Here is an 18,273-nt window from a genome sequence, read left to right as displayed (position 1 = left end):
GCCGTTGACGGTCACGGTCAGCTTGTCGTACGCGGTGCTGCCGGTCTCGGCGGTGTCGATGTGCAGCCAGTAGCTCAGCGTGGCCTTGCAGCCGGCCGGGACGGCGACGGTCTGCGAGAGGCTGTCGGTGTGGGAGGAGCCGTAGCCGTCCATCCACGCCTTCCAGGAACCGGAGCGGGCCGCCTCGGAGGAGGAGTTGTCGACCACGCCGGAAGAGGTGGTCCAGGGCGAGGCGCTACCGGTCTCGAAGCCGGGGTTGCCGAGCAGCTGGGCGGCAGTGCAGGAGCCGGTGGGCGGCGGGGTGGTGCCGCCGGAGCCGAGCAGGGCGTTCGCGAGGCCGTCGGCGATCGGGGAGCCCCAGCCGGTGACCTGGTCGTAGCCGGCCCTGGTGGCGAAGTCCTGGTTGGCGCCGCTGGTGACGTCGTGGAAGGCGCCCGCGTACGAGGACGAGTTGGTGACGGCGTAGACCTTCGGGTTGGCCTCGCCGAGCACCGGCTTGGCGGCGGCCTTGGCCTTCTGGTTGTACAGCGCGGCGAAGCCGGACCACAGCGGGGCCGCCGCCGAGGTGCCGCCGTAGACCTGCCAGCCGGGGGCGGAGGTGCCCTGGGTGTAGATCGCGAAGCCGCTGGCCGGGTCCGCGTTCGAGGAGACGTCGGGGACGGTGCGCATGGTGCCGGTGACGCCCGTCCCGGTCTGCCAGCTCGGCTTGGCGAACTGGGTGGAGACGCCGCCGCCGGCCGTGGACCAGGCGCTCTCCGAGCTGTAGGTGGTGCCGGAGACCTTCAGGTTGGTGCCGCCGACGCCGGTGTTGTACGGGCTGGAGGCGGGGAAGTCCACCGCCTTCACCGAGGACCCGGAGGTCGAGCGGGTGCAGTCCCGGGAGCCGTCGTCGCCGGAGGCCGAGAAGATCGAGATGCCCTGGGCGGCGGCCTGCTTGAAGGAGTTGTTCACCGCCGTCATCGAGGAGGCGGTGGTGTCCGGCTCGCAGGAGCCCCAGGAGATCGAGATGACCGAGACCCGGTTGTCCGCGACGATCTTGGCGGCCATGTCGATCTCGCCCTGGTCGCTGTTGGGCGCCTCGTACACCAGCTGGGTGGCCTTCGGGGCGACGCCGCGGACGATCTCGGAGTCGAGCTCCACCTCGCCCTGGCCGTCGCCCGGCTTGGCGTCGTAGTTCGCGCCGTCCACCGGGACGGTGCTCACCGCCGGGCCGGACAGGCCGAACTGGCTGTCGTAGGTGGTCAGGTTCGAGGACTTGTAGCCGTCGAACTCCCACAGCGCCACGGTGGAGCCGGTGCCGTCCGCGCCCAGCTGGTTCAGCCGGTACGCGCCGTCGTACGACGCCGGGCCGAAGCCGGACGGGGTGGCGTGCGGGACGGACGCCTGCGGCTTGGCGATCCGGGTGGTGCGCACGGTGTGGTCGTTCAGGCCGCTGACGCCCTCGACCACGCCCGCCAGCGCGGCCGGCACCGAGGCGGCGGCGTCGTTGGCGAAGAACGCCCGGCCGCCCTGCTGCGGGTCGGTGTACGTCGACTCGTGGGTGCCGAAGGCGGCGGAGAGCTGCGCGCTGGTGCCGGTGGCGTCCACCACCTGGCGGTTGGCGCTGACCGCGTCGACGCTCAGGCCCTGGGCGGTGAGGAACGCCCGGACCTGCGCGACGTCGGCCTCGGTCGGCCCGAAGCGCTCGGTGAATTGAGCGGGCGTCAGGTAGTGCCCGTACTCGGCGGTGCCGGGGGTGGCGACCGCGGTCAGGAAACGGTCGAGTCCGGCGGTGTCGCGCAGTTTCAGCGACACCGCCACGGATATGCGGCGGTCGGCGGGGACGTCGCCCTGCTTGTGGGAGCGGGCGACCGCGGGGGTGGTGGTCTGCGGCAGGGTCACCCGGGCCGTGGCGCTGGGGGACGGCGCGGCCTGGGCGGTGGCGGTGCCCAGGGAGACGGCGGTGAGGGGAAGGACCGCGAGGGCGGCGGCAAGGGCGAGCGAGCGGGGTCGCACGGGCTCCTCCGGAAATCTGGCGGCGTTCCGGTTTTCGAAAACGCTCGCCAGAATCTCTCAGAGAACGTGCAGGAAAAGGCCCATGCCTGAGCAATTGCTTACTAAAAAACAGTCAACTGTGAAATCGGGGAACAATACAGTTAATTGGTTCAATTCCGGTGCGGAGGAAACTGAACGTCAGGGGCGGCCCAGCCAGTGGCTCAGCGCCGTCCGCAGCTCCCCCCTGGTCGGGTCCGCGCAGGCCCAGGCCGCGTACCCGTCCGGGCGGACCAGCAGCACGGTGTCGCGCAGCTTCCCGTGCGGGTCGGCGGGAGCCGCCGTCACCACCCGCTCCGCCCAGGAGTCCGCCACCGACAGCTCGTCGTTGCTGACCAGCACCGCCCTCCCGGAGCGCAGCGCCTCGTGCAGCCGGGCCGGGCCGCCCGGCTCGTCCACCGCCAGGCGCAGGTCGGGGACGCGGCGGCCGACCAGCGGGTGGGCGCCCTTCTCCGCCGGGTAGGCGTACCCGATGCCGGAGACCTGCTTGGCACCCGACTCGGCCAGCGGACCCAGGTGGTTGGCGGCCGCGCCGATCGCCGAGCGCAGCGCCCTGGCCGGGGCGTGCCGGCCCAGGGCGAGCCGGACCAGGGCGCCGGAGGAGCGCAGCACCGCCCGGCCCACCGGGTGGCGCTCGGTCTGGTAGGTGTCCAGCAGGGCGTCGGGCGACCAGCCGCGCAGGACCGAGGCCAGCTTCCAGCTCAGGTTGGCGGCGTCCTGCAGACCGGTGTTCATGCCCTGCCCGCCGGCCGGCGAGTGGCAGTGCGCGGCGTCCCCCGCGAGCAGGACCCGGCCGGAGCGGTACGTGGGCGCCTGGCGCTCGTCGCTGTGGAAGCGGGAGGTCCAGCGGGCCTCCCCCATCCCGAAGTCACGGCCCGTCACCTCGCGCAGCAGGTCGGCCAGCTCGGCCAGGACCACCGGGTCGGAGTCCGGCGCCTGGTGCTCGCGGTTCCAGCCGACCACCCGGTACCAGCCGTCCCCGAACGGGGCCAGGAAGGCGAAGCCGGCCTCGCCCGCGCCCGCCGTCAGCAGCTCCTCCGGCTCGTGCTCCAGCCGGACGTCGGCCAGCATCACCGAGCGCACCACGGACTCGCCGGGGAACGGGATGCCCAGCAGGTCGCGGACCGAGGAGCGCACGCCGTCCGCGCCGACCGCGTACCGGGCCCGGAAGCCCTGCTCGCCGTCGGCGGTGCGGGCGGTCAGCGTCACGCCCTCCGCGTCCTGCCGCAGCCCCGTCACCTCGACGCCGCGGCGCAGGTCCGCGCCGGCCTTGACGGCCCGTTCGCGCAGCACCCGCTCGGTGTTGTACTGCGGGGTGACCAGGACGAACGGGAAGCGGGTGGGCAGGCCCGCGAGGTCGATCCGGATCCGGCCGAACAGCTGCAGCGAGGACACCGTCCGACCGGTGGCGATCAGCTCGTCGGCCAGGCCGCGGGCGTCCAGCAGCTCCAGGGTGCGGGCGTGCACGGCGAACGCCCTGGTCAGGGGGGACTCCTCGGCCCGCTTCTCCAGCACCGTCACCCGCAGGCCGGCCGTGGCCAGGTCTCCCGCCAGCAGCAGGCCGGTCGGGCCGGCCCCGACCACCAGCACGTCCGCGGTGAACTCCGTCTCGGACATCCGTCTCTCCCGTCGTCTTGCTGCCAGGACCGGTGCGCGCACCGGCCGGAGTCCACGGCGCCCGGCCCTCGTCGCCCCGGTTCTCAGCGCGCTCTCAGACTGCCATCATCGCGGGCCCATCAGGGGCTGTGAACCTCCTTCCCATGACACAGCCAGCGATGCGCCGGACCCCGCGCCCCGTCCCGGCGGTCGGCGGCCGGGACCAGGCCGACACCGTGGTGAGGACCAGGCTCGTGGAGGTCGTCGTACCCGTGTACAACGAGCAGCACTCGCTGGAGCGCTGCGTCCGTGAACTGCACGCCTACCTCGCGGAGACCTTCCCGTACGACTACCTGATCACGGTGGCCGACAACGCCTCGGTCGACGGCACCTGGGAGGTCGCCACCGCGCTGGCCGCCGAACTCGCGCCGGTGCGCGCCGTCCACCTCGACCTCAAGGGCCGGGGCCGCGCGCTGCGGCAGGTGTGGGGCGACAGCGAGGCCGACGTGGTCGCCTACATGGACGTCGACCTGTCGACCGGTCTGGAGGCCTTCCTGCCGCTGGTCGCTCCGCTGCTCTCCGGCCACAGCGACCTCGCCATCGGCAGCCGGCTGCACCGGGGCTCGGCCGTGGTGCGCGGCCCCAAGCGGGAGTTCATCTCGCGCACCTACAACCTGCTGCTGCGGGCCACCATGGCGGCCAAGTTCTCCGACGCCCAGTGCGGGTTCAAGGCGGGCCGCACCGAGGTGGTCAAGCGGCTGCTGGAGCAGGTCGAGGACGACGCCTGGTTCTTCGACACCGAACTGCTGCTGCTCGCCGAGGCCGCCGGCCTGCGCATCCACGAGGTGCCGGTGGACTGGGTGGACGACCCCGACAGCCGGGTCGACATCGTCCGCACCGTGGTCGACGACCTCAAGGGCATGGCCCGGGTCGCCCGCCGCACCCTGGCCGGCCGGGGGAGCGTCGACCTGCCCGCGAGGGTCCGGCAGGCGCAGGTGCCGCCCGGGCTCGGCCGGCAGTCCGTCAGCTTCGCGGCGATCGGCGTCCTGTGCACGCTGGCCTACCTGCTGCTGTACCTGCTGCTGCGGCAGTTGGTGCCCGCGCTGGTGGCCAACGCGCTGGCGCTGGCCGTCACCGCCGTCTTCAACACCGCCGCGAACCGCCGCTTCACCTTCGGCGTGACCGGCCGCCGGGACGCCCTCAAGCACCAACTGGAGGGCGGGCTGGCCCTCCTGGTCGGCCTGGTGCTCACCAGCGGCGCCGTCGCCGTCCTGCACGCGGCCTCGCCCGGCGCCGGGCACGGGGTGGAACTGGTGGTGCTGGTGGCGGCGAACGCGGCCGCGACGCTGGTGCGGTTCGTGCTGCTGCGGGTGTGGGTGTTCAACCCCAGGCGTGGATAGCCGGTTCCGGGAGAAGAGACTCCCTGTCCCCTTCCCCCTCCAGGACAGGGCGCGGGCCCGGACGCCGTCGTGGGACGGCGTCCGGGCCCGGTTTCCGTTCGGGTCCGGCCCCGGCTACTTGCGGACCTCCACGGTGCGGAACCGGGAGGCGACGAACGCCGCGTCGCAGTAGGCGGAGTTGGCGGCCGGGTTGGCGCCGGTGCCGTGGAGGTCGGAGAAGGCGGCGGTCTGGTTGACGTAGACGCCGCCGGTCAGGTTGAGGGAGAGGGAGACGCCGGCGTCCAGGCAGGCTTCGACCAGGGCGGTCTCGACGGCCGGGTCGGTGGTGTAGGCGCCGGCGGTCATCGCGCCGTGCTCGGCGGCGGTGCGGCGCAGCAGGTCGACGGCGGCGGCGGTGGATTCGACGGCGACCGCGAAGGCGACCGGGCCGAAGCACTCGGCGAGGAAGCGGGCGCGGTCGTCCGGCTTGTCGGCGTCGGCCTTGACCAGGGCCGGGGTGCGGATGGTCGCGCCCGGGAACTCGGCGGAGGCCACCACCCTGGGGGCGAGCGCGAGTTCGCCCAGCTCGCCGCCGGCCGCGGCGGCGCTGCGGGTCAGGACGCCCGGGTTGACCACGGCGCCCAGGATCGCGGCGGCCCGGTTGTCGTCGCCGAGCAGGCCCTGGACGGCCGCCGCCAGGTCGGCGACCACCTGCTCGTAGTCGCGCTCGCCGTCCTCGGTGCGGATGCCGGTGCGGGGGATCAGCAGGTTCTGCGGGGTGGTGCACATCTGGCCGCTGTACAGGCTGAGCGAGAACGCCAGGTTGTCCAGCATGCCGCGGTAGTCGTCGGTGGAGTCGATGACGACGGTGTTGACGCCGGCCTTCTCGGTGTAGACCAGGGCCTGCCGGGCGTTGTCCTCCAGCCAGTCGCCGAAGCCGGTGGAGCCGGTGTAGTCGATCAGCTTCACCTCGGGCCGCAGCGCCAGCACCTTGGCGATCGCGGAGCCCTCGTGCTCGGCGGCCAGGCAGACCAGGTTCGGGTCGAAGCCGGCCTCGGCGAGCACCTCGCGGGCGATCCGCACGGTCAGCGCCAGCGGCAGCACCGCGCGCGGGTGCGGCTTGACCAGGACGCCGTTGCCGGTGGCCAGCGAGGCGAACAGGCCCGGGTAGCCGTTCCAGGTCGGGAAGGTGTTGCAGCCGATCAGCAGCGCGGTGCCGCGCGGGACGGCGGTGAACTCCTTGGTCAGCACCAGGGGATCGCGCTTGCCCTGGGGCTTGGTCCAGCGCGCCGAGCGGGGCAGCCTGGTCTGTTCGGCGTACGCGTACGCCACCGCCTCCAGGCCGCGGTCCTGCGCGTGCGGGCCGCCGGCCTGGAACGCCATGCCGTACGCCTGGCCGGTGGTGTGCATCACGGCCTGGGCGAACTCGTGCGAGCGGGCGTTGATCCGGGCCAGGACCTCCAGGCAGACCGCGGCCCGCTCGGCGGGGGCGGCCTTCGCCCAGCCGGGCCGGGCCGCCTCCAGCGCGGCCAGCAGCGCGTCCGGCTCGGCGTGCGGGTAGCTGACGCCCAGTTCGATGCCGTACGGGGAGGCCTCGCCGGCCACCGGTTCGCCGCCGCCGGGGTGGCCGGGCAGCTCGAACTCCCGCCCCAGCAGGGCGTCGAAGGCGGCCTTGCCGTCGGCGGCGGCGCTCTCCCCGTACGCCTTGGGGAACTCCGGGTACGGGGACCAGTAGTCGCGGTCGGCGATCGCGGCCAGCGCGCGGTCGAGGGTGTCCTGGTGGCGGGCGAGCAGTTCGGCGACCGGCAGGGCGGGGGTCGCAGCGACCATGATGCGCTCCTCACGGGGGCGGGGCGGGACGCTCCTCAGCGTAACCGAACGATCGGTCGGTGCAAGGGTCCCGGCCCCGTCCGTCCGCGGGGCGGCCGGGTCAGCGCTGGAAGACCTGGTCCGGGGTGGGGGCGGTGACCTGCACCGGCTTGTCGAAGTCGCCGAGCCGCACCACCATGTCGCCGGTGCCGCTCTCGGTGGCGAGCAGGCGCGGCTCGCCCTCGGCCGCGATGTCGTAGCGCACCGGACTGCCGGTCTCGTCGGTCATGGTGAGGACGACCGCGGGGGCCCCGTCCACCTGCTTGCCGTCGCCCTTGCGGAGGCTGCTGTTCGGGCTGCCGTCGGTGTTCAGGCCGACGCGCTTCTCCAACTGCACGCCCAGGTCGCAGAAGTAGGCCATGCTGGTGGGCTTGTTGTCGCTGACGAACCACTTGCCGACCGCTTCGGCGGGGATGCCGGGCGAGGTGGCCTTCAGGTAGGCGGTGTCCGGCTTCGTCCACACGTCGGTGCCGACGCGGACGATCTCCACCGAGCCCTTGCCCTCGAAGGCGTACCGGCCGGTGCAGTTGCCGGCGTTGTCCTCGCTGAACGTTCCGCTGAGCCGGCCCTCCTTGTGCCCGGGGAGGCTGATGGCCATGGTGACGCTGTTCAGCTTCCCGCCCGCGGCCCGGGACTTCTCCGCGATCTCCGACGCGAGCAGGTCCGCCAGGGCGGGGGCCGAGGGGGAGGCGGGGGCGGAGGCGGAGGTGGAGGTGGAGGCCGCCGCGTCCTTCGAGCCGTCGTCCGAGCCGCAGGCCGTCAGGCCGCAGAGGGCGAGGGCGGACAGGGCGGTGACGGCCGGCAGTCGGTGGGTGCGCATCTGGTGGGTCCCTGGTTCGTGCGGGAATCGGACGCGCGAGTGTGACAGCGGGCGGGACCGGTGCCGCGCACCGGATACCCGCTCTTTACCCGTCCTTGGGCGGGCTTTACGGAATTCCCGCCCCGAACCGGACACCCGAACCGGACACCCCGCTCCGGGTCGGGACGCCGCTCGCCCCGCAGCGGGAAGCGCGACGGCCGCCCCCGGAGCGGGGGCGGCCGTCGACGCGGGAGGTGCGGGGGCGCGGGTCTACGGGATGCCGAGTTCGAAGAGGACGTAGCCGGCGTACCAGCCGGAGGCCGCGGCGACGGTGCCGAGGGTGACGGCCAGGGAGGGGCGGGAGAGCCGCTTGAGGGCGGCGGCGATCGGGAGGAAGAGGGGGAAGCAGGGGAGCAGGTAGCGGGAGGTGTTGCCGAAGATCTGCTGGCTGCCGAGGACCAGGACGATGGTGACGCAGGTGTAGACGACCAGGAAGACCGGCACCCGCATCCGGACCATCAGGAAGAGCAGGATCGGCAGGCTGAAGACCAGGAACAGCGCGATCATGTCCTCGGTGGGGTAGCCGAAGATGTAGTCGTGGTGCCCGAGCAGCAGGTTCTCCAGCACGTTGCCGGTGTGCGCGCCCCAGTCGAAGTAGTGCAGCCAGCCGCCGCGCTGCAGGTCGAAGTAGGCGGTCCAGCTGCCCATCCGCCAGCTCGCCCAGGCGATGTAGCCGGTGAAGCCGAGCGGGGCGATCACCAGCGCGGTCAGCGGGCCCAGCACGCCGTCCTTGCGCTGCCACAGCGCGATCAGCGCGGCCACGCCGACCGCCGCGGCCAGGGCGGCGGAGGTCGGGCGGTTCAGCCCGGCGACGAAGGTGGTGACGCCGGCGGCCAGCCAGTTGCGGGTCATCACGAAGTAGCAGGCCCAGGCGGCGAGGGCGACGAACAGCGAGTCCGAGTAGACCGCCCACTCGACGCCGGAGCCGGGGAACAGGCCCCAGACGCCGGCCGCGATCACCGCCGTCCGGTGGCCCGCGATCAGCTTGGCGACCGCGTAGATGCCGGCCGCGGCGATGAAGGAGGTCACCACCGAGACCAGGATGCCCGCGCCCAGGGTGTTCAGGCCGGTCACCGCGGAGACCATCTTGATCAGGCCCGGATAGAGGGGGAAGAACGCGACCGAGTTCTGCTCGATCGTCCACGGCCCGGAGGTGGAGGGCAGCAGCTTCGGGTCGTAGCCGTTCTGCGCGACCTGCTGGTACCACCAGCCGTCCCAGCCGCCGACCACGTCCCAGACGTGCTTGCCGCCGCCGAACCTGGGCGTCTTGGTCAGGTACTCGCCGGACCAGGCCAGCAGCCACGCGAAGACCGTGAACGCGATCAGCCGGACCGCCCCGAAGACCGCCAGGGCCGGGCCGTACTCGCGCGCGGTCCGGCGCAGCCACTCGCGCGGGCCCGGTGCCTCGGGGACCGCGTCCGCGGGCGGATCGGGTAGTTCGACCACTTCGGTGTCGGGGCTCGCTGCCATCGCCTCAGGTCCTGTCTGGGTTCTCGGGCCCCGCCGGGCCGCCAGGATGCTCGGGCGAGCCTACGGCACGTGCACCTGGTCTGTACCTGACCGGACGGGGCGTGGTTACACTCCCCACCATCGGACGAACTCACCCACCGGGCTGGAGAGACTGATGAGTGCAGCGGCACAAGCAGGCGTTCTGCTGTCGGTGGTCGTCCCCATGTACAACGAGGAGGACGCGCTGCCCGCCTTCGCGGCCCGGGTCCGCCCGGTGCTGGACGGGCTCGGCGTCGGCTACGAGGTGGTCGCCGTGGACGACGGCAGCGCCGACAAGACCGCCGCCCTGCTGCGCGACCTGGCCACCGACTGGCCCGAGCTGCGGATGGTCCGGCTGCGCCGCAACAGCGGCCACCAGTCCGCGCTGACCGCCGGCCTCGACCACGCCCTGGGCGACTACGTGGCCAGCATCGACGCGGACCTGCAGGACCCGCCGGAGAAGATCCCGGAGATGCTGGAACTGGCCCGCGCCGAGGGTCTGGACATCGTCTACGGGGTGCGCGAGGACCGCTCCACCGACACCGGCTTCAAGCGCTGGACGGCCGGCGGCTACTACTGGCTGATCCGCCGCCTGGTGGGGCGGCAGGTGCCGTCCAACGCCGGGGACTTCCGGCTGCTCAGCCGGGAGGCCGTCGAGGCGCTCAAGGAACTCCCCGACCAGCAGCGGGTCTACCGGTTGCTGGTGCCCTGGCTGGGCTTCCCCAGCGGCGAGGTGCGCTACGTCCGCGAGGAGCGGGTGGCCGGGACCACCAAGTACCCGCTGACCAAGATGGTCCGGCTCGCCCTGGACAGCATCACCGGCTTCTCCGCCGCCCCGCTGCGGCTGGCCACCTGGCTCGGCACCCTCGCCTTCTTCACCTGTCTGCTGCTGCTGGCCTTCTGCCTGACCGTCTACCTGTTCGGCGCCACCGTGCCCGGCTGGACCTCGCTCTTCGTCGGCCTGCTGTTCATCGGCGGGGTGCAGCTGATCTGCGTCGGCCTGCTCGGCGAGTACGTGGCCCGGATCTACACCTCGGTGCAGCGCCGCCCCGCCTACTTCGTCGCCGAGGACACCGCCCGGCCGGCCGGCCGCGCGGGCGGGCAGCAGGACGGGCAGCAGGACGGGCAGCAGGCCGGTCGGCCGGCCGGTCAGCCGGCCGGTCAGCCGGCCGGGCAGGCGTCCCGGGCCTGAGGCCACCCCCCGGGGCGGTCCCGGGCCGACCCGGGGATACTCGTCGCATGGCCGACCACTCCACGCGCGCCGCCTACACCGTCGACTCGCTGCTCGCCGTCACCGTGCGGGTCTTCAACGAACGCGGCTACGACGGAACTTCGATGGAGGACCTGTCCAGGGCCGCCGGGATCTCCAAGTCCTCGATCTACCACCACGTGCGCGGCAAGGAGGAACTGCTGCGGCTCGCGGTCGGCCGGGCGCTGGACGCGCTGTTCGCGATCCTCGACGAGCCGGCCGCCGTCCGGGGCCGCCCGGTGGACCGGCTGGAACACGTGGTGCGCCGCACCACCGAGGTGCTGTTGGCCGAACTGCCGTACGTGACGCTGCTGCTGCGGGTGCGCGGCAACACCGCCACCGAGCAGTGGGCGCTGGAGCGGCGCCGCGACTTCGACCACCGGGTCGCCGGGCTCGTCCAGGACGCCGTCACCGCCGGGCAGCTGCGCGCCGACGTCGAACCCCGGCTGGCCACCCGGCTGCTGTTCGGCACCGTCAACTCGCTGGTGGAGTGGTACCGGCCCGGCCAGCGCGGCGCCGAGCACCTGCCCGACGCGGTGGCCCGCTTCGCCTTCGACGGCCTGCGCGCCGGGTGAGCGTCCACCTGCCGGGGGAGCTGGACGCGCTGCGCGAGCTGCTGGACGACTGGACCGCCCACCGCGCCTCCGCCACGGTGGTGGAGATCGGCGAGGACCGCGGGCTCGACCACGGCCGACTCTGCTGGGACGCGCTGGAGCGGAGGCCGGAGCCGCTGGTGCACGGGCGCGCCGCCTGCCGGTGCCGCCGGGGGCACCGCGGCCCGCGCGACGCCCGGCAGCTGCACGAGCGGCTGGGGGTGCGCGTCCCGGCGGCGGAGGCGGCGGACTGGATGGCGCTCACGCTCGGGACGCACCTGCTGTCCGCCACCTACGGGGGCGTTCCCCAGGCCCGGGTGCTGGCGGAACCGCTGGTCGAACTGCTCGGCCCGGACGCCGACTGGCGGGCCAACGGCCACGCCGCGCGCCGTCCGCCCGGTGGGGGCAACCGCAGCTGGCAGCCGGTCACCGTGGACCTCGTCGACGCGGCGCTGGTCGGCGTCGGCGCCGGGTACACCGTGGTGGCCGTCGCCACCGCGGACGACTGAGCCACTGCGGACGACTGAGCCGCCGGGGCGCTACAGGCCCTCCGCCGGGATCTGGTCGGTCTCCTCGAACACCAGCATGGTGCGGGTGCTCAGCACCTCCGGGATGGACTGGATGCTGCCCAGCACCAGCTCGCGCAGCGCCCGGTTGTCCGCCGTGTGGACCAGCATCAGCACGTCGTAGTCGCCGCCGACCAGCGCGATGTGCGCCACCCCGGGCAGCCGGAGCAGCTGCTCGCGCACGGTGCGCCAGGAGTTCTGCACGATCCGCAGGGTGACGTACGCGGACGCGGTCTGCCCGGCCCGCTCGTGGTCGACCCGGGCGGTGAAGCCGCGGATCACGCCGTCCTCGACCATCCTGGAGATCCGGGCGTACGCGTTGGCCCGGGACACGTGCACCCGCTCGGCCACCGAGCGGATCGAGGCGCGACCGTCCTGCCGCAGCAGCCGCAGGATCGACCGGTCGACACGGTCGAGTCTGGACACCTGTTCAGCCGACATGGCCCCCCATCCCTCGCGATTGGACGTGCTGGCCCCAGCAGACCCCCCTTTCGGCCGACTGTCCACCGTCTTGACGGGGATATGGTCAAGATGAACAGACGACCGAACAATCGGTAGGGAGCCCCCACCACCCCGGAGGTGCCCGAGATGACCGTCCTGGACCACAGGAACGACCCCGCCGCGGCCGGTACCGTGCCCGGCTGGCGGCCCGGCGCCACCGCGCCCCGCACCGACCCCGCCCCGCTGCTGCCCGACCCCGAGCCGCTGCGCGTCCTGGGCACCCCCGCCGCCGACGCGGCGGACCCCGCGCTGCTGCGCGAGCTGTACCGGCGGCTGGTCGCCGGGCGCCGCTACAACCAGCAGGCCACCACCCTCACCAAGCAGGGCCGGCTCGCCGTCTACCCGGCCTCCACCGGGCAGGAGGCCTGCCAGGTGGCCGCCGCGCTCGCGCTGCGCCCCGACGACTGGCTGTTCCCCTCCTACCGGGACACCCTCGCCGTGGTCGCCCGCGGCGTCGACCCGCTGCAGGCGCTCACCCTGCTGCGCGGCGACGCGCACACCGGCTACGACCCGCGCGCCACCCGCACCGCCCCGCTGTGCACCCCGCTGGCCACCCAGGTTCCGCACGCCGTCGGCCTGGCGCACGCCGCCCGGCTGGCCGGGGACGACACGGTGGCGCTCGCCCTGCTCGGCGACGGCGGCACCAGCGAGGGCGACTTCCACGAGGGCCTGAACTTCGCGGCGGTGCTGCACGCCCCCGTGGTGTTCCTGGTGCAGAACAACGGCTACGCGATCTCCGTCCCGCTGACCCGGCAGTCCGCCGCGCCGACCCTGGCCCACAAGGCCGTCGGCTACGGCATGCCCGGCCGGCTGGTCGACGGCAACGACGCGCTCGCCGTGCACGCGGTGCTCACCGAGGCCGTCGAGCGGGCCCGCACCGGCGGCGGGCCCACCCTGGTGGAGGCGCTCACCTACCGGATCGAGGCGCACACCAACGCCGACGACGCCACCCGCTACCGGCAGGCCGAGGAGGTCGAGGCCTGGCGGGTGCACGACCCGGTCCGGCTGCTGGAGGACGCCCTGCGCGGCCGCGGCCTGCTCGACGAGGAGCTGGTCGCCGACGCCGCCGAGCGGGCCGAACAGCTGGCCGCCCGGATGCGCGCCGAGTTCCACACCGACCCCGAGCTCGACCCGATGTCGCTGTTCGCGCACGTCTACGCCGAACCCACCCAGCAGCTGCGCGAGCAGGCCGGGCAACTGGCCGCCGAACTCGCCGCGGAGGCCGAGGTGCACGGCCGATGAGCACCGTGGTCAGCGAACAGCACGGCCTGCGCACCGGCACCATGGCGCAGGCCCTGAACCTCGCGCTGCGCGACGCGATGCGCGCCGACAAGACCGTCCACGTGCTCGGCGAGGACGTCGGCGCGCTCGGCGGCGTCTTCCGGATCACCGACGGCCTGACCGCCGAGTTCGGCCCCGACCGCTGCCTGGACACCCCGCTGGCCGAGGCCGGCATCCTCGGCACCGCCGTCGGCATGGCCATGTACGGGCTGCGCCCGGTGGTCGAGATGCAGTTCGACGCCTTCGCCTACCCGGCGCTGGAGCAGTTGTTCTCGCACGTCGCCAAGATGCGCAACCGCACCGCCGGGAAGCTCCCGCTGCCGATCACCGTCCGCATCCCGTACGGCGGCGGCATCGGCGGCGTCGAGCACCACAGCGACGCCTCCGAGGCGTACTACGCGCACACCCCCGGCCTGCACGTGGTCACCCCCGCGACCGTCGCCGACGCGTACGGGCTGCTGCGGGCCTCGATCGCCTCCGACGACCCGGTGGTGTTCCTGGAGCCCAAGCGGCTCTACTGGGGCAAGGACGGGTGGGACCCGGCGGCGGGCGTCGAACCGGTCGGGAAGGCCGTGCTGCGCCGCCCCGGCACCTCGGCCGTCCTGGTCACCTACGGGCCCTCGCTGCCGGTCTGCCTGGAGGCCGCCGAGGCCGCGAAGGCCGAGGGGTGGGACCTGGCGGTGCTCGACCTGCGCTCGCTGGTGCCGTTCGACGAGGCCACCGCCTGCGAGGTGGTCCGCTCGCTGGGCCGGGCCGTGGTGGTGCACGAGTCGGCCGGCTTCGGCGGCGCCGGGGCGGAGATCGCCGCCCGGCTGACCGAGAAGTGCTTCCACCACCTGGCCGCGCCGGTGCTGCGGGTCACCGGCTTCGACGTCCCGTACCCGCCGCCGATGCTGGAGCACCACCACCTGCCCGGGGTGGACCGGATCCTGGACGCCGTCGCCCGGCTCCAATGGGAGGAGTGATGGCGATGCCGGTGGTCCGCGAGTTCACGCTGCCCGACCTCGGTGAGGGGCTCACCGGGGCGGAGGTGGTGCGCTGGATGGTCGAGGTCGGCGAGGTGATCGCCGTCGACCAGCCGGTGGTGGAGGTGGAGACCGCCAAGGCGGTGGTCGAGGTGCCCTGCCCGTACGGCGGGGTGGTGACCGCCCGGTTCGGCGAGATCGGGCAGGAGGTGCCGGTGGGCGCCCCGCTGGTGACCGTCGCGGTCTCGCCCCCGGTGGGGGGAGCCGCGGCGGCCGGGGACGGCGCCGAGCCGCCGGTGGAACGGCCGCTGGTCGGCTACGGGGTCGCCGAGGCCCGGCGGGCCGGGCGGCGGCGGGTGCGGCCGGGGGAGGGCCCCGCAGCGGCGCCCTCGCCCGGGCCCGCGCCGGCGCCCGAGCCCGCGCCGGTGACGGCTCCCGCGCCGGTGGCGGCCGCTCCGGCCGTGGTGGCGGTGATCTCGCCGCTGGTGCGCCGGATCGCCCGGGAGCACGGGCTCGACCTGGCCGCGGTGGCCGGCAGCGGGCCGGACGGGCTGGTCACCCGGCGGGACGTGGAACGGGCGATCGCGGCAACCGCCGCCCCCGGACCGGCCGTTGTTCCACGTGGAACCGGACCGGAGGGCGAGCTCGTGCCGCTGCGCGGGCTGCGCCGGGCGGTCGCCGAGAAGCTGACCCGCAGCCACCGGGAGATCCCCGCCGCGACCTGCTGGGTGGACGCCGACGCCACCGAGCTGATGGCGCTGCGCGCCCAGTCGAACCGGGCGCCGGGCCCGAAGCTGAGCGTGCTCGCGCTGCTGGCCCGGATCTGCCTGGCCGGGCTGGAGCGCTTCCCCGAGCTGAACGCGAGCGTCGAGGGCGAGGCGGTGCGCCGGCACCCGTCCGTGCACCTGGGCTTCGCCGCGCAGGGCCCGCGCGGGCTGCTGGTGCCGGTGGTCCGGGACGCCGGACGGCTGGGCACCGAGCGGCTGGCCGAGGAGATGGCCCGGCTGACCGAGGGCGCCCGGGCGGGCAGCCTCGCCCCGGCGGAGCTGACCGGCGGGACGTTCACGCTGAACAACTACGGGGTGTTCGGGGTGGACGGGTCGACGCCGATCCTGAACCACCCGGAGGCGGCGATGCTCGGGGTGGGGCGGATCGTCCCCAAGCCCTGGGTGCACGAGGGGGAGCTGGCGGTCCGCCAGGTCACCCAGCTGTCCTTCACCTTCGACCACCGGGTGTGCGACGGGGGCACGGCGGGCGGGTTCCTGCGGTTCGTCGCGGACTGCGTGGAGCGGCCGGGGATGCTGCTGCGGGCGCTGTAGGAGGCGGGCGAACGGGCCGGACGCCCGTGGACGGGTGAGGGTAGCGGGTGGACGGCCCGGGTGTCCGGGGTTCGCCGGATTCCTCGGACCGGCCGTCCGGTCGGTGGCACTGTGCTGGGGCGTCAGCAGACAGGTCGACCGGAAGCGAAACGATTCTCTTGGGTACTCGTCAGCTCGAACGGGAGAGCAGGCCGCTGCGGGTCCGGGTCGGCCGGGGCGCCGCTGCCGTCACCGCGCTGCCCGGTGCCGGAGCCGCTCCCGCCACTTCCTCCGCCTCCGCCATCGCGCCCGCCCCGTCCACCCCCTCCACCCCGGCCGCCCCGGCCGAGCCGGCGGACGAGCCCCCGACCGCCGTGGAGCAGCGGGAGCCGTCCGACCCGGTGGAGCGTCCCTCCGCCGGGTCGGAGCCGGCCCCGTCCCCCGCCCCGGCCCCGCGGGCGCCGTCGGTGCCGCCGGGGCTGACCCCGGTGCCGGCCGTCCCGGCGAAGCCGACCTGGGCGCCGACGGTGCCCGCGCCCGCGCCCGCCGTGCCTGGGGTGCCCGCCGTGCCTGGGGTGCCCGCCGTGCCCGCCGTGCCCGCGCCGGTGCCGTTCGAGCCGCTGTTCCGGCAGGCCCCGGCGCTGAACTGGGTCGGGCCGGACGACCGCTGGACCATGGCCTGGGGGGTGCGGACGGTGCCCGAGCCGCCGCCCGCGTTGGAGCCGGCGGGCGCGCCCGGGCCCGCCGACGAGCCGCCGAGCGCCGAGGACCTGGTGCTGGCCCGGGCCTGCCTGGCGGCGGTGGCGCCGGACGCGGACCGGGCGATGGCGCACTTCCACGCGCTGCTGTTCCTGCGCCACCCGGAGCTGCGGGCGATGTTCCCGGCCGCGATGGACGAGCAGCGCACCCGGCTGTTCCGGGCGCTGCGGCTGTGCGCGGCCCGGGCGGGCGACCTGGAGGCGCTGCGCGGGTACCTGGGCCCGCTGGGGCGCCGGCACCGCAAGTACGGGGCGATGACCCGGCACTACGCCTCGGTGGCGGACTGCCTGGTGGCGGCGCTGGCCAGGTACGGCGGCAGCGGCTGGGACGAGCGGACCGAGGCGGCCTGGCGGCGGCTGCTGGGGCTGGTGTCCCGGCTGATGGCCGAGGGCGCGGAGGAGGAGGCCCGTTCGGCCCCGCCGTGGTGGCAGGCCGAGGTGGTGGAGCACCGGCAGGCCACCCGGGACGTCGCGGTGCTGACGCTCCGCCCCGACCAGGCGTACCCGTTCCGGGCCGGGCAGTGGGCGGCGGTGGAGACGCCGTGGTGGCCCCGGGTCTGGCGGCCGTACTCGTTCGCCTCGGCGCCCCGGCCGGACGGGCTGCTGACGCTGCACGTGAAGGCGGTGCAGGCGGGCTGGGTGAGCAACGCGCTGGTGCACCGGGCGCGGCCGGGCGACGTGCTGCGCCTGGGCGGCGCGGAGGGCGCGATGACGGTGGACCACGCGGCCCGGGAGGACCTGCTGCTCCTGGGCGGCGGCACCGGGATCGGGCCGATCGCCGCGCTGGTCGAGGAGGTCGCCGAGCGGGGCGCGGCCGGGCGCCGGGTGGAGGTGTTCTACGGGGCGCGGCGGGCCGGTGAGCTGTACCGGCTGGAGGAGCTGCGCGAACTGGCGGCGCGGCACTCCTGGCTGACGGTGCGTCCGGTGGTGTCGGAGTCGGCGGGCGCGCCGGCCGGGGCGCTGCCGGGGGACCTGCCGGACGCGGTGGCCCGCTACGCGCCCTGGCACGGTTTCGCGGCGTACCTGAGCGGCCCGGAGGCGATGGTGCGGTCCGGGGCGGCGGTGCTGCGGCGCTGCGGGGTGCCGGAGGGGAGCGTCCGGCACGACCTGGCGGCGCGGGAGGACGGGGGGCGGTCCTGACGGCCGCTCAGCCCAAGTCCGGGGCGAGCAGGGCGCGGACGCCCTCGATGTTGGCGGCGAGGTAGGCGCGGAGGCTGGGAGGGACGACGTTGACCGAGGTGACGCCCTCGCGGGTGAACGGGACGCGGACGATCTCGTACTCGCCGTTGGGCCGCTCGACCTCGGGCCCGTGCCGGCGGGACTCGTCCATCCCGGCGAGTCGGCAGGCGAAGAAGTGCTGCACCTTGACGCCGTGCGGGTGCGCCGGGGTGCCGTCGTCGTGGTGCGAGTGCGCCACGGTGTCGACGAAGGCGGGCACCACGTCGGTGACCTTGCCGCCCAACTCCTCGTCCACCTCCCGGTGCAGGGCGGCGACCACCGTCTCGTCGGTGGGCTCGACGCCGCCGCCGGGGGTGATCCAGTACGGGCGGGGGGAGCCGGGGCGGACCCGGCGGATCAGCACCAGGGAGGCGGGCGCGTGCGGGTCGTCCGCGTCGAACTCCAGCAGGATCGCGCGGGCGGTGCGTTTGACGACGGGACGGACCGGACCCGACATGGCTGCCACCTCCGGGGCGCGAGCGTTGTGCGGGAGTCTGCCGCGCGGCGGCGGGCGCGAAACTCGCACGCGGGGACGAATCGGAGGGACCTGTTCCGCCGTCCGGGTGGACCGGCATGCCCGGGGGTGTCGGGCGGTGGCGATGGACACATCGGTTATGGATCT

The 18,273-nt window shown here is 74.5% G+C and carries 15 protein-coding genes; 8 read left to right on the top strand and 7 right to left on the bottom strand.

The genetic code is table 11. The features are described 5' to 3' along the window. A partial coding sequence (locus tag OO48_RS38940) for a protease pro-enzyme activation domain-containing protein (RefSeq protein WP_051732298.1) occupies window positions 1-1,995 on the bottom strand: 1,995 nt, incomplete at its 3' end. A gap of 177 nt (window positions 1,996-2,172) precedes the next feature. Next, complete coding sequence (locus tag OO48_RS19095) at window positions 2,173-3,648, bottom strand: FAD-dependent monooxygenase (protein WP_033217808.1); 1,476 nt, start codon at window positions 3,646-3,648, stop codon at window positions 2,173-2,175. Window positions 3,649-3,791: 143 nt separating this feature from the next. On the opposite strand from OO48_RS19095, the gene OO48_RS19090 reads away from it, so the two are divergent. After that, on the top strand, window positions 3,792-5,027 hold the full coding sequence (locus tag OO48_RS19090; protein ID WP_245194712.1) for a glycosyltransferase: 1,236 nt from the start codon (window positions 3,792-3,794) through the stop codon (window positions 5,025-5,027). 114 nt (window positions 5,028-5,141) lie between these two features. On the opposite strand, the gene paaN is transcribed toward OO48_RS19090, so the two are convergent. The 3 genes from paaN to OO48_RS19075 all read right to left on the bottom strand — a co-directional run bounded on the left by paaN (window position 5,142) and on the right by OO48_RS19075 (window position 9,204). Further along, window positions 5,142-6,836: a phenylacetic acid degradation protein PaaN gene (gene paaN / locus OO48_RS19085; RefSeq protein WP_033217804.1), complete on the bottom strand. Its 1,695-nt coding sequence runs from the start codon at window positions 6,834-6,836 to the stop codon at window positions 5,142-5,144. A gap of 100 nt (window positions 6,837-6,936) precedes the next feature. Next, entirely contained in the window at window positions 6,937-7,695 is a 759-nt protein-coding gene (locus OO48_RS19080) for a hypothetical protein (RefSeq protein WP_033217802.1), read from the bottom strand. A gap of 249 nt (window positions 7,696-7,944) precedes the next feature. Then, window positions 7,945-9,204, bottom strand: a complete 1,260-nt coding sequence (locus OO48_RS19075; RefSeq protein WP_033217800.1) for a glycosyltransferase family 39 protein — start codon at window positions 9,202-9,204, stop codon at window positions 7,945-7,947. A 154-nt stretch (window positions 9,205-9,358) separates the two neighbouring features. Between OO48_RS19075 and OO48_RS19070 the strand changes: the two genes are divergently transcribed. Genes OO48_RS19070 through OO48_RS38415 form a run of 3 tightly spaced genes read left to right on the top strand, consistent with a single transcriptional unit; the run spans window position 9,359 to window position 11,573 of the window. After that, window positions 9,359-10,414, top strand: a complete 1,056-nt coding sequence (locus OO48_RS19070; protein WP_081952223.1) for a glycosyltransferase family 2 protein — start codon at window positions 9,359-9,361, stop codon at window positions 10,412-10,414. A 47-nt stretch (window positions 10,415-10,461) separates the two neighbouring features. Then, complete coding sequence (locus OO48_RS19065) at window positions 10,462-11,046, top strand: TetR/AcrR family transcriptional regulator (protein WP_033217798.1); 585 nt, start codon at window positions 10,462-10,464, stop codon at window positions 11,044-11,046. After that, window positions 11,043-11,573 carry a hypothetical protein gene (locus tag OO48_RS38415; RefSeq protein WP_033217796.1) on the top strand — a complete coding sequence of 177 codons (531 nt, stop codon included), beginning with the start codon at window positions 11,043-11,045 and terminating at the stop codon, window positions 11,571-11,573. The genes OO48_RS19065 and OO48_RS38415 overlap by 4 nt, the downstream gene beginning before the upstream one ends. A gap of 30 nt (window positions 11,574-11,603) precedes the next feature. Here the strand turns inward: OO48_RS38415 and OO48_RS19055 are convergent, their stop codons facing one another. Then, window positions 11,604-12,071 carry an Lrp/AsnC family transcriptional regulator gene (locus OO48_RS19055; protein ID WP_033217794.1) on the bottom strand — a complete coding sequence of 156 codons (468 nt, stop codon included), beginning with the start codon at window positions 12,069-12,071 and terminating at the stop codon, window positions 11,604-11,606. A 147-nt stretch (window positions 12,072-12,218) separates the two neighbouring features. On the opposite strand from OO48_RS19055, the gene pdhA reads away from it, so the two are divergent. The 4 genes from pdhA to OO48_RS19030 all read left to right on the top strand — a co-directional run bounded on the left by pdhA (window position 12,219) and on the right by OO48_RS19030 (window position 17,573). Then, window positions 12,219-13,373 (top strand): pyruvate dehydrogenase (acetyl-transferring) E1 component subunit alpha, encoded by a 1,155-nt coding sequence (pdhA, locus tag OO48_RS19050; protein WP_033217793.1) that lies wholly within the window; start codon window positions 12,219-12,221, stop codon window positions 13,371-13,373. Beyond that, complete coding sequence (locus tag OO48_RS19045; protein WP_033217792.1) at window positions 13,370-14,377, top strand: alpha-ketoacid dehydrogenase subunit beta; 1,008 nt, start codon at window positions 13,370-13,372, stop codon at window positions 14,375-14,377. The genes pdhA and OO48_RS19045 overlap by 4 nt, the downstream gene beginning before the upstream one ends. Window positions 14,378-14,382: 5 nt before the next feature. Then, window positions 14,383-15,696 carry a dihydrolipoamide acetyltransferase family protein gene (locus tag OO48_RS19040; protein WP_033217839.1) on the top strand — a complete coding sequence of 438 codons (1,314 nt, stop codon included), beginning with the start codon at window positions 14,383-14,385 and terminating at the stop codon, window positions 15,694-15,696. Between the two features lie 158 nt (window positions 15,697-15,854). Next, window positions 15,855-17,573, top strand: a complete 1,719-nt coding sequence (locus OO48_RS19030) for a globin domain-containing protein (protein WP_157845492.1) — start codon at window positions 15,855-15,857, stop codon at window positions 17,571-17,573. A 7-nt stretch (window positions 17,574-17,580) separates the two neighbouring features. Here OO48_RS19030 and OO48_RS19025 read toward each other — a convergent pair whose 3' ends face one another. Then, window positions 17,581-18,108: an NUDIX domain-containing protein gene (locus OO48_RS19025; protein WP_033217788.1), complete on the bottom strand. Its 528-nt coding sequence runs from the start codon at window positions 18,106-18,108 to the stop codon at window positions 17,581-17,583. Window positions 18,109-18,273: the final 165 nt, after the last annotated feature.

The organism is Kitasatospora phosalacinea (assembly GCF_000716545.1).
In the GTDB taxonomy this organism is placed as follows: domain Bacteria; phylum Actinomycetota; class Actinomycetes; order Streptomycetales; family Streptomycetaceae; genus Kitasatospora; species Kitasatospora phosalacinea.
This window is presented reverse-complemented; position numbering and strand designations above follow the sequence as displayed.

Excerpts from the sequence above, each read along its gene's own strand:
- OO48_RS19090 (WP_245194712.1), top strand. The coding sequence starts at position 3,792 with ATGACACAGCCAGCGATGCGCCGGACCCCGCGCCCCGTCCCGGCGGTC.
- paaN (WP_033217804.1), bottom strand. The coding sequence starts at position 6,836 with ATGGTCGCTGCGACCCCCGCCCTGCCGGTCGCCGAACTGCTCGCCCGC.
- OO48_RS19075 (WP_033217800.1), bottom strand. The coding sequence starts at position 9,204 with ATGGCAGCGAGCCCCGACACCGAAGTGGTCGAACTACCCGATCCGCCC.
- OO48_RS19040 (WP_033217839.1), top strand. The coding sequence starts at position 14,383 with ATGCCGGTGGTCCGCGAGTTCACGCTGCCCGACCTCGGTGAGGGGCTC.
- OO48_RS19070 (WP_081952223.1), top strand. The coding sequence starts at position 9,359 with ATGAGTGCAGCGGCACAAGCAGGCGTTCTGCTGTCGGTGGTCGTCCCC.
- pdhA (WP_033217793.1), top strand. The coding sequence starts at position 12,219 with ATGACCGTCCTGGACCACAGGAACGACCCCGCCGCGGCCGGTACCGTG.
- OO48_RS19055 (WP_033217794.1), bottom strand. The coding sequence starts at position 12,071 with ATGTCGGCTGAACAGGTGTCCAGACTCGACCGTGTCGACCGGTCGATC.
- OO48_RS19045 (WP_033217792.1), top strand. The coding sequence starts at position 13,370 with ATGAGCACCGTGGTCAGCGAACAGCACGGCCTGCGCACCGGCACCATG.
- OO48_RS19080 (WP_033217802.1), bottom strand. The coding sequence starts at position 7,695 with ATGCGCACCCACCGACTGCCGGCCGTCACCGCCCTGTCCGCCCTCGCC.
- OO48_RS19025 (WP_033217788.1), bottom strand. The coding sequence starts at position 18,108 with ATGTCGGGTCCGGTCCGTCCCGTCGTCAAACGCACCGCCCGCGCGATC.
- OO48_RS19065 (WP_033217798.1), top strand. The coding sequence starts at position 10,462 with ATGGCCGACCACTCCACGCGCGCCGCCTACACCGTCGACTCGCTGCTC.
- OO48_RS19095 (WP_033217808.1), bottom strand. The coding sequence starts at position 3,648 with ATGTCCGAGACGGAGTTCACCGCGGACGTGCTGGTGGTCGGGGCCGGC.